Annotated in this window: 11 protein-coding genes; 6 read left to right on the top strand and 5 right to left on the bottom strand. The window is 62.0% G+C overall.

Annotation, left to right across the window (positions count from 1 at the left end):
• The first annotated feature begins 203 nt into the window (after window positions 1–203).
• From PMI24_RS01265 to PMI24_RS01255, 3 genes are all read left to right on the top strand, one after another.
• Window positions 204–3,479: a transglutaminase family protein gene (locus PMI24_RS01265; protein WP_007950697.1), complete on the top strand. Its 3,276-nt coding sequence runs from the start codon at window positions 204–206 to the stop codon at window positions 3,477–3,479.
• Window positions 3,480–3,567: 88 nt separating this feature from the next.
• Window positions 3,568–6,054 carry a circularly permuted type 2 ATP-grasp protein gene (locus tag PMI24_RS01260; RefSeq protein WP_007950696.1) on the top strand — a complete coding sequence of 829 codons (2,487 nt, stop codon included), beginning with the start codon at window positions 3,568–3,570 and terminating at the stop codon, window positions 6,052–6,054.
• Entirely contained in the window at window positions 6,054–6,944 is an 891-nt protein-coding gene (locus tag PMI24_RS01255; RefSeq protein ID WP_007950695.1) for a transglutaminase family protein, read from the top strand. Before PMI24_RS01260 ends, PMI24_RS01255 begins: the two co-directional genes overlap by 1 nt.
• A 64-nt stretch (window positions 6,945–7,008) precedes the next feature.
• Here PMI24_RS01255 and PMI24_RS01250 read toward each other — a convergent pair whose 3' ends face one another.
• Together PMI24_RS01250 and PMI24_RS01245 are read right to left on the bottom strand one after the other, a co-directional pair.
• Window positions 7,009–7,188 (bottom strand): hypothetical protein, encoded by a 180-nt coding sequence (locus PMI24_RS01250; protein ID WP_007950694.1) that lies wholly within the window; start codon window positions 7,186–7,188, stop codon window positions 7,009–7,011.
• 68 nt (window positions 7,189–7,256) lie between these two features.
• On the bottom strand, window positions 7,257–7,844 hold the full coding sequence (locus PMI24_RS01245; RefSeq protein WP_007950693.1) for a TIGR00730 family Rossman fold protein: 588 nt from the start codon (window positions 7,842–7,844) through the stop codon (window positions 7,257–7,259).
• 341 nt (window positions 7,845–8,185) lie between these two features.
• On the opposite strand from PMI24_RS01245, the gene azu reads away from it, so the two are divergent.
• The gene (gene azu, locus PMI24_RS01240; protein WP_007950684.1) at window positions 8,186–8,632 is read left to right on the top strand and encodes an azurin; all 447 of its coding nucleotides are present in this window, start codon (window positions 8,186–8,188) and stop codon (window positions 8,630–8,632) included.
• A gap of 55 nt (window positions 8,633–8,687) precedes the next feature.
• On the opposite strand, the gene nadE is transcribed toward azu, so the two are convergent.
• From nadE to PMI24_RS01225, 3 genes are all read right to left on the bottom strand, one after another.
• A complete protein-coding gene (nadE, locus tag PMI24_RS01235) occupies window positions 8,688–9,515 on the bottom strand; it encodes an ammonia-dependent NAD(+) synthetase (RefSeq protein ID WP_007950678.1) in 828 nt (275 codons plus the stop codon).
• A gap of 4 nt (window positions 9,516–9,519) precedes the next feature.
• Window positions 9,520–10,743, bottom strand: coding sequence for a nicotinate phosphoribosyltransferase (pncB, locus tag PMI24_RS01230; RefSeq protein WP_007950671.1), 1,224 nt, complete (start codon window positions 10,741–10,743; stop codon window positions 9,520–9,522).
• Window positions 10,744–10,850: 107 nt separating this feature from the next.
• Entirely contained in the window at window positions 10,851–11,756 is a 906-nt protein-coding gene (locus PMI24_RS01225) for a LysR family transcriptional regulator (RefSeq protein WP_007950669.1), read from the bottom strand.
• A 161-nt stretch (window positions 11,757–11,917) separates the two neighbouring features.
• Here PMI24_RS01225 and amaB point away from each other — a divergent pair, with 161 nt between their 5' ends.
• Together amaB and amaA are read left to right on the top strand one after the other, a co-directional pair.
• Window positions 11,918–13,408, top strand: a complete 1,491-nt coding sequence (gene amaB, locus PMI24_RS01220; protein WP_007950668.1) for an L-piperidine-6-carboxylate dehydrogenase — start codon at window positions 11,918–11,920, stop codon at window positions 13,406–13,408.
• Between the two features lie 164 nt (window positions 13,409–13,572).
• Window positions 13,573–14,856, top strand: a complete 1,284-nt coding sequence (gene amaA, locus PMI24_RS01215) for an L-pipecolate oxidase (RefSeq protein ID WP_007950665.1) — start codon at window positions 13,573–13,575, stop codon at window positions 14,854–14,856.
• The last annotated feature ends 345 nt before the right edge of the window (window positions 14,857–15,201 follow it).

Raw genomic sequence — 15,201 nt, 5'->3', positions numbered from 1 at the left:
GAGCTCAAACAGAACGCCAACCTTCGGGTTGGCGTTTTGCGTTGTGCCTCGCAACATTTGCGTGCAACTGTGCCAAACCATTTCACCGCATCGCCCGATTTTGGTGCTGTACTGCCCTAAGCATTCCGGGAAAGCGCCCAAGCCTCTGCATGGCATAAGTCTTGCGCGCTTTCGAATACGCTTGGGCTCGCAGGAGGCACGCCGTGTCGATTCATGTCGCATTGCATCACGTCACGCATTACCGCTACGACCGCGCTGTCGAACTCGGCCCGCAGATCGTGCGTCTGCGCCCGGCTGCTCACAGCCGCACGCGGATTCTGTCTTATTCACTGAAAGTCTCGCCCGAGCAGCACTTCATCAACTGGCAGCAGGATCCTCAAGGCAACTACCTTGCACGGCTGGTGTTCCCCGAGAAAACCGCCGAACTGCGGATCGAGGTCGATCTGCTGGCCGAGATGGCGGTGTTCAACCCGTTCGACTTTTTCCTCGAGCCCTACGCCGAGAAAATCCCTTTCGCCTACGCCGCCGATGAACGCAAGGAGCTGGCGCCGTACCTCGAAACCCTGCCGCTGACGCCGAAATTCAAGGCCTATCTGGACGCCATCGACCGCACGCCGTTGCCGGCCGTGGATTTTTTGGTGGCGCTCAATCAGCGTCTTAGCGAAGACATCAATTACCTGATTCGCATGGAGCCGGGTGTGCAGACCCCGGAACATACCCTCGAACACGCCTCCGGTTCCTGCCGGGATTCGGCGTGGCTGTTGGTGCAACTGCTGCGCAATCTCGGGCTGGCGGCGCGTTTCGTCTCCGGTTACCTGATTCAACTGACCGCCGACGTGAAAAGCCTCGACGGCCCGTCCGGCACCGAAGTGGACTTCACCGACCTGCACGCCTGGTGCGAGGTGTATTTGCCCGGCGCCGGCTGGATCGGCCTCGACGCCACGTCCGGATTGTTCGCGGGGGAAGGGCATATCCCGCTGGCCTGCAGTCCCGATCCATCGTCGGCGGCGCCGATCAGTGGTTTGGTAGAGCCCTGCGAATGTGAGTTCAGCCACGAAATGTCCGTGGAGCGGATCTGGGAAGCGCCGCGGGTTACCAAGCCCTACACCGATGAGCAATGGCTGGCGATCCAGGCGCTGGGCCGACAGATCGATGCCGACCTGCTGGAAGGCGATGTGCGCCTGACCATGGGCGGCGAACCGACCTTCGTGTCCATCGACGACCCCGACGGTGCCGAATGGAATACCGCTGCGCTGGGCCCGGACAAGCGCCGGCTCTCCGCCGAACTGTTCCAGCGCATGCGCAAACATTACGCGCCCAAGGGGCTGGTGCATTTCGGCCAGGGCAAGTGGTATCCGGGTGAGCAACTGCCGCGCTGGTCGCTGAATTGCTACTGGCGCCGCGACGGCGTGCCGATCTGGCACAACAACGCGTTGATCGCCGATGAGCAGCAGGATTACGGCGCCACGGGTGAAGTGGCCGGGCGCTTTCTGGCGAGTGTCGCCGAACGCCTGAAACTGCCGACACGTTTTGTATTCCCGGCCTACGAAGACCATTTCTATTACCTCTGGCGCGAGGGCGCCTTGCCGAGCAACGTCTGCGCCGAAGACTCGCGTCTGGAGGAACCGCTGGAACGCGCGCGACTGCGCAAGGTGTTCAGTCAGGGGCTGGACAAGGTCATCGGCCAGGTGCTGCCGCTGGCGCGCACCGCCAAGGGCGATCAATGGCAGAGCGGGCGCTGGTATCTGCGCGATGAGCATTGTCGCTTGGTGCCGGGGGATTCGCCGCTTGGCTATCGCCTGCCATTGGGTTCGCAGCCCTGGGTGAAGGCGGCGGAGTATCCGTTCATTCATCCGAACGATCCGAATCAGGACTTCCCCGAACTGCCCGAAACATCGCAGCTCAACGAACACGGCGAGCCCGCTCCGGCGGACGAGCGTGTGCCGAAGATCGACGAGTCCGCCGACTGGCTGACCCGCACCGCGTTCTGCGCCGAGGCCCGGGAAGGCCGGTTGTACCTGTTCATGCCGCCGCTGGAGCGGGTCGAGGATTATCTGGAACTGGTGGCCGCCATCGAAGCCACTGCCGAGGAGCTGCATTGTCCGGTGTTGCTGGAAGGCTACGAGCCGCCGAGCGACCCGCGCCTGAGCAATTTCCGCATCACCCCGGATCCCGGCGTGATCGAGGTCAACGTGCAGCCGTCGGCGACCTGGGACGAGTTGGTCGAGCGCACCGAATTTCTGTACGAAGAAGCGCGCCAGACCCGACTGTCCACCGAGAAATTCATGGTCGACGGACGACACACCGGCACCGGCGGCGGCAACCATTTCGTGCTCGGTGGCGCGACACCGGGCGATTCACCGTTTCTGCGCCGTCCGGACCTGCTGCGCAGCCTGATCAGCTACTGGCACAACCATCCTTCGCTGTCCTACCTGTTTTCCGGCCTGTTCATCGGCCCGACCTCTCAGGCACCGCGAGTCGATGAAGCGCGCAACGATGCGCTGTATGAGCTGGAAATCGCTTTCGCGCAGATGCCGGCGCCGGGAGAGGAATGCCCGCCGTGGCTGGTGGATCGACTGCTGCGCAATCTGCTGATCGACGTCACTGGCAACACCCATCGCGCCGAGTTCTGCATCGACAAGCTGTATTCGCCGGATGGCGCCACCGGGCGCCTCGGTCTGCTGGAGCTGCGCGCGTTCGAGATGCCGCCCCATGCGCGCATGAGCCTGGCTCAGCAGCTGTTGTTGCGGGCGCTGGTGGCGCGGTTCTGGCGCGAGCCTTATGCTCCGCCGAAACTGGTGCGCTGGGGCACGGAACTGCACGACCGCTTCCTGCTGCCGCATTTTATCGAGCAGGACTTTGCCGACGTCATCGTCGAACTCAACAACGCCGGTTATCCACTGCGCGCCGAATGGTTCGCGGCGCATCTCGAGTTTCGTTTCCCCAAGGTCGGCGACTACGCCGTCAACGGTATCGAGCTGGAATTGCGTCAGGCCCTTGAACCCTGGCATGTGCTGGGCGAGGAGGGCGCGGCGGGCGGTACGGTGCGCTACGTCGACTCATCGCTGGAGCGTTTGCAGGTCAAGCTTACGGGGCTGCCGCCGCAGCGTTATCTGCTGACCTGCAATGGCATCCCGGTGCCGTTGCAACCGAGCGGGCGGGTGGGCGAGTTTGTCGCCGGCGTGCGTTTCCGCGCGTGGCAACCGGCCAACTGCCTGCAACCGACGATCCCGGTGCATGCACCGCTGGTGTTCGACTTGCTTGATACCTGGATGCAGCGCTCGCTGGGCGGTTGCCAGTACCACGTCGCCCATCCGGGCGGGCGCAATTACGAGACGCTGCCGGTCAACGCCAACGAAGCGGAGAGTCGACGCATGGCGCGTTTCTTCCGCATCGGACATACGCCGGGGAAACTTCCGATACCCAATGTCGAAACGAACGACGAACTACCGATGACACTCGATTTACGACGTTTCTGAATCAGGCACGACGCCCGGATTTTTCGTATATCCGGGCGTCATGTGCCTGCGTTAGTCTGACCGCTCCTTGCCGGCTGCCGAGCTTTCCATGCCTGACCTGCTTGACCGCTACCCGCTGACAGCGGGCACCTATCACGAACTGCTCGACGACAGCGGGGCGGTGCGCCCGCACTGGCGGCGACTGGTCGACCAATTGCAGCGCAGCACCCCGGCGCAACTGGTGCAGCGTCAGGCTTTGCTGACCCGGCAGATTCAGGAAAACGGTGTCACCTACAACGTGTATGCCGACCCCAAGGGCGCGGATCGTCCGTGGGAGCTGGATCTGCTGCCCCACGTGATCGCCGCCGATGAGTGGCAACAGCTGTCGGCCGGAATCGCCCAGCGTGCACGTTTGCTCAATGCGGTGCTGGCGGATCTGTACGGCCCGCAGCGGCTGATCAGCGAAGGGCTGCTGCCGGCAGAACTGGTGTTCGGCCACAACAACTTCCTCTGGCCCTGTCAGGGTATCTCGCCACCGGACGGGGCCTTTCTGCATCTGTATGCCGTGGATCTGGCGCGCACGCCGGACGGGCGCTGGTGGGTGACGGCGGATCGTACCCAGGCGCCATCGGGCGCCGGTTATGCGCTGGAAAACCGCACCATCGTGTCCCGCGCCTTCCCCGAGTTATATCGGGATCTGAAAGTGCAGCACCTGGCCGGCTTCTTCCGCACCTTGCAGGAAACCCTGGCCCGTCAGGCCCCCTGCGACGATGACGCGCCGCTGGTGGTGTTGCTGACCCCGGGGCGTTTCAACGAAAGCTATTTCGAGCATCTCTATCTCGCCCGCCAGCTCGGTTATCCGCTGGTTGAAGGCGGCGACCTGACGGTACGCGATGCCACGGTCTACCTGAAAACCCTCAGCGGCCTGCGTCGGGTACACGCGATCATGCGTCGGCTCGACGATGACTTCTGTGATCCGCTGGAGCTGCGCACGGATTCGGCGCTCGGCGTTCCGGGATTGCTGGAGGCGGTGCGTCAGGGCCGGGTGCTGGTGGCGAACGCGCTGGGCAGCGGCGTGCTGGAGTCGCCGGGGCTGCTGGGTTTCCTGCCGAAGATCAATCAGTACCTGTTCGGCGAAGAGCTGATCCTGCCGTCCATCGCCACGTGGTGGTGCGGCGAAGCGCCGGTGTTGGCCCAGGCCCTGGAAAAACTGCCGGAGCTGTTGATCAAACCGGCGTTCCCATCGCAAAGCTTTACACCGGTGTTTGGTCGGGATCTGAGCGAAAAACAGCGTGAAAGTCTCGCTGCGCGCATGCAGGCGCGCCCTTATGCGTATGTCGCGCAAGAACTCGCCCAGTTGTCCCAGGCGCCGATCTGGCAGCCCGAGGACGGGCAACTGCAACCCCGGGCAATCGGCATGCGCATGTACGCAGTGGTCAGTCACGATGGATATCGGGTGCTGCCCGGTGGCCTGACCCGGGTCGCGGCCGAAGCCGATGCCGAAGTGGTGTCGATGCAGCGCGGTGGCGCGAGCAAGGACACTTGGGTGCTGGGGGATCGACCGCCGAGCGGTGAACAGTGGAAAGCCCAGCGCAACATCGGCGTGCCCGATCTGGTGCGCCGCGATCCGTATCTGCCGTCGCGGGTGGTGGAAAACCTGTTCTGGTTCGGCCGTTACTGCGAGCGTTGCGACGACAGCGCGCGGCTGCTGCGGATCATGCTGGCGCGATACGTCGACGGCGATGACCCGCAAGCCTTGCAGGCTGCGGTAGATCTGGGCGAGCGGCTGATGCTGCTACCGGACGAAGGTGAACTGCCGGAGCGATTGCTTGCGGCGCTGCTCGGTGAGGACTGGTCATTCAGCCTGCGTTCCAATCTGCAACGTTTGCAGTGGGCGGCATCGCAGGTGCGCGGCAAGCTCTCACGGGAAAACTGGCAGGCATTGGTGGAACTGCAACGCGAGGCTTCGGAGCTGGACACCGACGAGCCGGATTTCGGCGAGTTGCTGGATTTTCTCAACCGGTTGGTGATGTCGCTGGCGGCGTTGTCCGGGTTTGCCCTCGACGACATGACACGTGACGAAGGCTGGCGCTTCCTGATGATCGGTCGGCGGATCGAGCGTCTGCAATTTCTCAGCAGCAGCCTCGCGGGTTTCTTGCGTGGCGCCGGGGCGTTCGATCAGGCCGGGCTTGAGTGGTTGCTGGAGCTGGGCAACAGCAGCATCACTTACCGCTCGCGTTATCTGGCGGTGGCGCAGTTGATTCCGGTGCTCGACCTGTTGCTGCTGGATGAGCAGAACCCCCATGCGGTGCTGTTCCAGTTGAAGCTGGTGACTCGCACCCTGAAGCGTCTGAATGATGACTTCGGTGTGCCGAGAGAGGCTGGGTTGCCGCCGCTGGTCGAGCGTCTGGCGCGTTTCGATCTGAGCTGTCTGGAGAATCCGCTGTTCGGTGAATCCAGCGTACGCGCGGCCCTCGACGGTCTGGCGGACCTGCTGCAGGAAATCGCCGACGCCAGCAGTCAGGTGTCGGATCGTCTGGCCCTGCGCCATTTCGCCCATGTCGATGATGTCAGCCAGCGCACGGTGTCCGTCTGATGAGCGCCCATTACCAGATCCTTCACGACACCTGCTATCGCTACGACAGCCCGGTGTCCCTGGCCCAGCAACTGGCGCATCTGTGGCCGCGCGAATGCGAGTGGCAGCGCTGCACCGAACAGCAACTGCTGATCAGTCCGGAGCCGACCACCCGCCGTGACGAGCAGGATGTGTTCGGCAATCCGTTGACCCGCCTGGCCTTCGAACGGCCCCACGATGAATTGCAGGTCAACGCACGGCTGACAGTCGAAGTGCTGGCGCGGCCCGTGGTGGATTTCCATCAGTCACCGGCCTGGGAACTGACCCGTAATGCGTTGACCTACAGCAGCCAGCCGTTGTCCGCCTCGTTGCTGGAAGCCTGTCGCTATCGATTCCAGTCGCCCTACGTGCATCTGAAGCGCAGTTTCGTCGAGTTCTCGGAGAGCTGTTTCCCGGCTGGCAGGCCGTTGATGCTGGGCGTGCAGGCCCTGATGCAGAAGATCTTCAGCGAATTCACCTTCGATGCCGAAGCGACACAGGTCGCGACGCCGCTGGTGGAGGTGCTGGAGCGGCGGCGCGGGGTCTGTCAGGACTTCGCGCACCTGATGCTCGCCTGTGTACGATCACGCGGGTTGGCGGCGCGTTACGTCAGCGGCTACCTGCTGACTCAGCCGCCACCGGGGCAGCCACGGCTGATCGGCGCCGATGCGTCCCATGCCTGGGTTTCGGTGTTTTGCCCGGTGCTGGGCTGGGTGGATTTCGATCCGACGAACAATGTGCAGCCGGCACTGGAGCACATCACCCTGGCCTGGGGCCGGGATTTTTCCGATGTCTCGCCGTTGCGCGGGGTGATTCTGGGGGGAGGGAGCCATGATCCGGAGGTGCGGGTCACGGTGATGCCGCTGGAGTAAGTGCGATCCATCGTGGGAGCCAGTCAGCTCCCACAATGGAGGGTGTTCAATTTCGCGATTCAGCTCAGGCGTCGGGTGCCTGGTCTTTCGGTGCCTCAACATCATCATCGGTCGCCACTTCACCGTCAGGGTTCAGTGCCGCTTCTTCAGCCATCTGTTTCTTGCGCTGAAGCTTTTCCTCTTTCTTCTGTTCCTTGGCCAGGTCACGTTGACGTTTGGCGAAGGAGTAATTGGGTTTGGCCATGGGCGATCCTCTGGGGTCGAAGGTGAGGTTGAGCGGCGCGTATTCTGCCCTGTATCGGTGCCCGGCGGTTAATCGGGTTTCTGGTCGACCCATTTTGGGGTGACGGTGGGCTTCCAGTTGTCGAGGGCTTCGAGCAGCGTTTGCGGCGATTCACTCACTTGCAGCATGTCACGGTGCGGCGCGCGAACGAAGCCTTCGCCGACGATGTGATCGAGAAAAGCAGTGAGTTTGCTGTAGAAACCGTTCACTTCCAGCAGGCCCAGCGGCTTGCCGTGGTAGCCGAGCTGGCCCCAGGTCCAGACTTCGAACAGCTCCTCCAGGGTGCCAAGGCCACCGGGCAGGGCGATGAACGCATCGCTGAGTTCAGCCATCCGCGCCTTGCGCGCGTGCATGCCGTCGACCACTTCCAGACGCGTCAGGCTCTTGTGACCGATTTCCTTGTCCATCAGGCTCTGCGGGATGATGCCGATCACTTCGCCACCGGCCGCTAGCGCGGCGTCCGCGACAATCCCCATCAGGCCGACGGCGCCACCGCCGTAGACCAGCGTCAGCTTACGCTCGGCGAGAGCTGTGCCGAGGGCGATCGCGGCTTCGGTGTACGCCGGGGTGGTGCCGGCGTTGGCACCGCAAAATACACAAACGGATGTGAGAGACATGCCTTCCTCCTGGGTCAATCGGTCACAGGGTAATGGCTGGCACGCCTTGATCCAAGGGCTAGACTTCGCGTTTCGGGGTTTCATAGGTGCCGCTGGCACCACAGGCATAGGCGGCGAGCAGACTGCACCACAGGCTGTTGAAGGACATGACGGATGCTCCAGATGAACGTTGAGCCCTGAAGATACGGCCCGGCCAAACGTCTGGCTGTTAGATTGTTTCGATGAGTGTCATAGCCTGAAAGTTGTATACAATTTTTGACTCAAGTCATAGGAACTTGCGAAGATTTCAGGCAGTCTTCCAACCATTCGTGTTTTTGTTAACCCTGCCTTGGAGATTCACCATGTTTTCCAAAGTTGTTGCGGTATCCCTGCTGGCGCTGGCCAGCAGCCAATTGATGGCTGCCGAGTGCAAAACCACCGTTGATTCCACCGACCAGATGTCCTTCAACACCAAGGCCATCGAAATCGACAAGAGCTGCAAGACCTTCACCGTCGAGCTGACCCACTCCGGCAGCCTGCCGAAGAACGTCATGGGCCATAACCTGGTGATCAGCAAAGAAGCCGACATGCAGCCGATCGCCACCGACGGCCTGGCCGCCGGCATCGACAAGAACTACCTGAAGGACGGTGACGAGCGCGTCATCGCTCACACCAAGATCATCGGCGCCAAGGAAACCGACTCGCTGACCATCGACGTGTCCAAGCTCAAGGCTGACGAGAAGTACGGCTTCTTCTGCTCGTTCCCGGGCCACATCTCGATGATGAAAGGCACCGTGACCCTGAAGTAAGCAACACAAGGTCAAAAAAAAGCGTCCCGAAGGACGCTTTTTTTATGCCTCGGATTCAAGGCGCAAACGGCATGACCCGCTTGTGATGAGTCTTTTTGTAGGTGTTGACGATGATGTCGAACGCTTCCTGACGCACCGGCTCGCCGTGCAGGAACGCGTCGATCTCGGCGTAGGTCACGCCGTGGGACGCCTCGTCCGGCTTGCCTGGCGAAAGGTCTTCCAGATCCGCCGTCGGCACTTTTTCCACCAGCGATTCCGGTGCGCCGAAGCTGCGGGCGATGGCCCGGACCTGGTTTTTCACCAGACCGCTGAGCGGGGCCAGGTCGCAGGCACCGTCACCGAACTTGGTGAAGAAACCCATCACCGCTTCCGCCGCGTGGTCGGTGCCGATCACCAGGCCATGGGCCGCGCCGGCGATGGTGTACTGGGCGACCATGCGCATCCGCGCCTTGGTGTTGCCGAGCACGAAATCCACCGACACCGCGTGCTTGCCTTCGAAGGCCGCGACTTCGCTGGCCAGGGATTTCACCGCCGGGCCGATGTTGACGGTGTGGCGCTCGTCCGGGGCGATGAAGTCCACCGAAGCCTGGGCGTCGTGTTCATCGAACTGCACGTCGTACGGCAGGCGCACGGCGATGAACTTGTAGGCCTCGTCACCGGTGCGCTCGCGCAGTTCACGCATGGCGCGCTGGGCCAGCAACCCTGCGGTCAGAGAATCGACGCCGCCGCTGATGCCCAGCACCAGGGTCTTGAGTCCGGAACTGGTCAGGCAATCCTGGATGAAGGTGATGCGTCGGGCGACTTCCGCTTCGAGGGCCTGGTAATCGGCGAACGGCGGCTGAACGTTGAGCTGTTCAGCAATCTCACGCTGTACGGCTTGCATGAATTCACTCCTTGCTAGAAAGGCTGGAAACGGCAGGAACCTGGAAAACGTGTCGCAAATAGGCGACGAAATTCGGGTCTTTGCAGTGGGTCTTGCCCGGCTCGTCGGAGATCTTCGCCACCGGTTGGCCGTTGCAGGCGGTCATTTTAAGCACGATGCTCATCGGTTCGACACCCGGAATGTCACAGGTCAGGTTGGTGCCGATGCCGAAGCTGACATTGATCCGGCCGCGCAGCGCCCGGAAGATCTCCAGCGACTTGGGCAGCGTCAGGCTGTCGGAGAACACCAGGGTCTTGCTCATCGGGTCAATGCCGAGTTTGTGATAGTGAGCGATGCATTTTTCACCCCACTGCACCGGATCCCCGGAGTCATGCCGCAAACCGTCGAACAGCTTGGCGAAGAACAGATCGAAATCGCCGAGGAAAGCGTCGGTGGTGATGCAGTCGGTCAGGGCGATCCCCAGCAGGCCGCGATATTCGCGGACCCAGCAATCGAGGGCGGCGATCTGGCTGTCGATCAGTCGCGGGCCGAGTTGCTGGTGAGCCATGATCCATTCGTGGGCCATGGTGCCCAGCGGTTTCATGTCCAGTTCGCGGGACAGGTGCACGTTGCTGGTGCCGACGAAACGCCCGGGGAAATCGTGCTTGAGCACATTCACCACTTCTTCCTGCACACGGTAGGAAAACCTGCGACGGGTGCCGAAATCGGCTACTTGCAGTTCAGATAATTCATCGGCTGAGGCGTTGGCGGTCAGCCAGTCGAACTTGCGGTAAAGCTGTTCACGGGCCTGTTCCAGCACCGTTTCACGGTAGCGATAGCGGTTGCGCACTTCGCTGACGATCGCCAGCAGCGGCACTTCAAACAGGATCACATGCAGCCACGGCCCGCGCAGGCGGATGAACAGCTCGCCGTTCTCGATGCCGGTGTGCAGGTAGCGCAGGTTGAAACGGAACAGACCGAGGAAGCGCAGGAAATCCGGCTTGAGGAACGAGATGCGCTCGAGAAAGCTCAACTGATCGGCGCTCAGGCTCAACTCGGCCAGACGCTCGATCTGGAAGCGGATCTCCGCCAGGTACGGGCGCAGATCTTCACTGTTACGGCAACGGAACTCCCATTCGACTTCGACGTTGGGGTAGTTGTGCAGCACCGCCTGCATCATCGTCAGTTTGTAGAAGTCGGTGTCGAGCAGGTTCTGCACGATGCGATCGGCAAACACACTCTCGCTCATAACGGGGTCTCCAGGCGGACCGCGCGTTGGCGCGGTATCAATCAATGGCGCTAGTGGCGCATATCCGGGGTGGGGATTGCCAGCGATTTTTATCCCGGCGCAGCGCCTCAGACCGCGTCGGGACTGTCGATCTGCTCCAGCATCCATTTCACGAAATCGCGCACCTTGGGCACTTCTGCCGCGTGTTCCGGGTAGGCCAGGTAATAGGCGTCGGTGCTGGGCATTGCATGCTGCCAGGGAATGACCAGTTTGCCGTCGGCCAATTCCTCCTCCACCAGAAACCTCGGGAGCAGGGCGACGCCGCAGCCGACCTGCGCGGCGCGGATGCACATATAAAAGGTTTCGAAACGCGGGCCGTGGTAGCTGTGTTCGGTCTGGTAGCCCTGGCTGTCGAACCAGTCGTGCCACGCTTGCGGGCGCGAAGCATTCTGCAGCAGGACCAGATCGGTGAGTTGCGTTGGATCAGTCAACGGAGTGTCCGGCAGGCTGCTCGGCGCGCAGACCGGCACCAGCTCTTCGCCGAACAGCTTCAGGCATTCGGTGCCGGGGCGTGAACCCTGGCCGAAATAGAACGCCAGGTCGCTGCGCCCTTGCAGCAGGTCATCGGCCTCCTGCTCGTTGCACAGGTCCAGATGAATTGACGGATGACGCAGGCGCCAGCCCTTGAGGCGCGGCACCAGCCAGCGAGCGCCGAAGGTCGAGGGCGTGGAGACGCGCAGGACTTCGGTTTCGCCGCCGTAGGAACGCAGGTAATGGGTCGACATCTCGACCTGGGTCAGGATTTTTCTGACTTCCACCAGGTACAGATCGCCGGCCGGGGTCATCTGCAAACGGCGGCGCACCCGGCGGAACAACAAGTGCTGTAACAATTCTTCGAGCTGCGCCACCTGTTTGCTGACAGCGCTCTGGGTCAGGTTCAGTTCCTCGGCAGCCCGGGTGAAGCTCAGGTGCCGGGTCACGGCCTCGAAGCACTGCAACGCGGTGATCGACGGCAAGTGGCGTTTGTTCAGCATGGGCGATCCTTTTCTTGTCTTTCTGCGCAGCATGAATAAACGGAATGATATCTCGCGTAAAGGTCGTTTGTTGCACAGCCTTCCTGACGCTACAACTAAAGGTCTGCCCGGTCGTGAAAACGCGCCCGCACACATTCAGTTTTTTGCTCGAGGAGTGACCCATGGTTGCCGCATTGCTTGATCGTCTAGGTGTGAACCCGGCCCTGTACCAGAACGGCAAAGTGCCGGTGCATTCGCCCATCGACGGCAGCCGCATCGGCGCCGTGAACTGGGAAGGCCCGGCCGAAGTCGAGCAGCACATCAGTCGCGCAGATCATGCGTTCGAACAATGGCGCAAGGTGCCGGCCCCGCGTCGCGGCGAGCTGGTGCGTCAGTTCGGCGAAGTGCTGCGTGAATACAAGACCGAACTCGGCGAACTGGTGTCCTGGGAAGCGGGCAAGATCACCCAGGAAGGCCTCGGTGAAGTGCAGGAGATGATCGACATCTGCGATTTCGCCGTCGGTCTGTCCCGCCAGTTGTACGGCTTGACCATCGCCTCCGAGCGCCCGGGCCACCACATGCGTGAAACCTGGCACCCGCTGGGCGTGGTCGGTGTGATCAGTGCGTTCAACTTCCCGGTCGCGGTGTGGGCGTGGAACACCACGCTGGCGCTGGTCTGCGGCAACCCGGTGGTGTGGAAACCGTCGGAGAAAACCCCGCTGACCGCGCTGGCCTGTCAGGCGCTGTTCGAACGCGTATTGAAGAACTTCAGCGATGCCCCGGCGCACCTGAGCCAGGTGATCATCGGCGGTCGCGATGCCGGCGAAGCGCTGGTCGATGACCCGCGTGTCGCACTGATCAGCGCCACCGGCAGCACCCGCATGGGCCGCGAAGTGGCGCCGAAAGTCGCCGCACGCTTTGCCCGCAGCATTCTCGAACTGGGCGGCAACAACGCAATGATCCTCGGCCCGAGCGCCGATCTGGACATGGCCGTGCGCGCCATTCTGTTCAGCGCCGTCGGCACCGCCGGTCAACGTTGCACCACGTTGCGTCGCCTGATTGCCCATGAATCGGTGAAAGAAGAAATCGTCACCCGCCTCAAAGCCGCGTACTCCAAAGTCCGCATCGGTCACCCGCTGGAAGGCAACCTGATCGGCCCGCTGATCGACAAGCACAGCTTCGAAAACATGCAGGATGCACTGGAGCAGGCGCTGAGCGAGGGCGGTCGGGTGTTCGGCGGCAAGCGCCAACTGGAAGATCAATTTCCGAATGCCTACTACGTGGCGCCGGCCATCGTTGAAATGCCGGAGCAGAGCGACGTGGTGTGCAGCGAGACTTTCGCTCCGATCCTGTACGTGGTCGGCTACAGCGATTTCGAAGAGGCGTTGCGCCTGAACAACGCCGTGCCGCAAGGCCTGTCGTCGTGCATCTTCACCACCGATGTGCGCGAGGCCGAGAAATTCATGTCGGCGGTCGGCAGTGACTGCGGCATCGCCAACGTCAACATCGGCCCGAGCGGCGCTGAGATCGGCGGTGCGTTTGGAGGTGAAAAAGAAACCGGTGGTGGTCGTGAGTCGGGCTCGGATGCATGGCGCGCGTACATGCGTCGCCAGACCAACACCGTGAACTACTCGCTGGAGTTGCCGCTGGCGCAGGGCATTACTTTCGACTGACAGTTGGATATTCCCCCTGTGGGAGCGAGCTTGCTCGCGAATGCGGCGGTTCAGTCGACATCAGTGTTGGCTGAAACGCCGCTTTCGTCGGAGCGCCGCCCGGAGCAGGCTCGCTCCCACATTGTTGAACTGTGTGTTTGTTAGGTTTCTGTTGGAGTCTGGCAATGCCGTTACGCGAAGAATGTCTGTGGGAAAAACTCACGCCGCAACGACCGGATAACTCGGCGCTCAGGGGCGAAGTCAAAGTCGATGTCTGCGTGATCGGCGCCGGGTTTACCGGGCTGTCGGCGGCGCTGCATCTGCTGGAAAAGGGCAAGAGCGTCTGCGTGCTCGAAGCCCATCGCGCCGGGCATGGCGGGTCCGGGCGCAACGTCGGACTGGTCAACGCCGGGATGTGGATTCCGCCGGACGAGATCGAGGCCGGGTTCGGCGAGGCGGTCGGCAGTCAGCTCAACCGCATGCTCGGTGCGGCGCCGGCGCTGGTGTTCAGCCTTGTGGATAAATACAACATCGATTGCCAGTTGCGTCGCGAGGGCACCCTGCACATGGCGCACAACGCCAAGGGTGAGGCGGATCTGCGCAGTCGCGAAGAACAGTGGAAACGCCGCGGTGCACCGGTTGAACTGCTGACCGGCAAGGCCTGTGAACAGGCGACCGGTACACAGAAGATCGCCGCCGCATTGCTCGACCGGCGCGCCGGTACGCTCAATCCGATGGCTTATGTCACCGGGCTGGCCAACGCTGTGATCGGGCTCGGCGGACAGATGTTCGATCACTCCCCGGTCACGCGTCTTGAACGGCAGGGTCAGCAATGGTCGGTGCAGACCGAGCAGGGTTCGGTGCTCGCTGAACAAGTGGTGATCGCCTCCAACGCCTACACCGAAGGCGACTGGACCGAACTCAAGCGCAACTTCTTCCCCGGTTACTACTATCAGGTCGCTTCGGTGCCGCTCACCGAAGACGCCGCCCATGAAATCCTCCCGGGCGGGCAGGGCTCGTGGGATACCCGTCAGGTGCTGAGCAGCATCCGCCGCGACAAGGATGGTCGTCTGCTGCTGGGAAGTCTCGGTAACGGCAATCAGAAACCGACCTGGTTCCTCAAGGCCTGGGCCGACCGGGTTCAGCAGCATTACTTCCCCAACCTCAAACCCGTGGAGTGGGAATGCACCTGGACCGGGCGCATCGCTTTCACTCCCGATCACCTGATGCGCCTGTTCGAGCCTGCACCGGGACTGGTGGCCGTCACCGGCTATAACGGCCGTGGCGTGACCACCGGCACCGTGGTCGGCAAGGCCTTCGCCGATTACCTGTGTAACGGAAATCCTCAGGCGTTGCCGATTCCCTTCGCACCGATGCAGCCCCTGGCGGGTGTGGGCTTGCGCAGTTGTCTGTACGAGGCCGGGTTCTCGCTGTATCACGCGGGCCAGTGCCTGCGGATCGTCATTTGAGTGTTGAAATATGTTGCCGGAAGCGGCGCTTTTCGATGTAGCGACTAGCCTGTAATGGTGCGGGTTGTAGCAGTCCCGCACCAGCAGTGTGCAGTTCGGTGACGCGGGCTGTTACAGGCTGGTTGCACGTCGTTTGGCGCCGCGGTTGCAATGATGGCGCGTGCGGGTTGCGCCTGAAAAAATAATTGGTTTCACCTTCCGCGGTTTAGACGGTTGCACGCCCAATGAAAATGGGAACGAAACAGTCGAAATAACAAGAAAGCAGCGACTTTTTGAAGAATAAAAAACCGATGGCACGGCCCTTGCTCTGAGCATTCAAGTGAAGTCGCAGTGCCAACTAAAAAA

Origin of the sequence: Pseudomonas sp. GM25, assembly GCF_000282255.1 — a bacterium.
Taxonomy (GTDB): domain Bacteria; phylum Pseudomonadota; class Gammaproteobacteria; order Pseudomonadales; family Pseudomonadaceae; genus Aquipseudomonas; species Aquipseudomonas aphyarum.
This window is presented reverse-complemented; position numbering and strand designations above follow the sequence as displayed.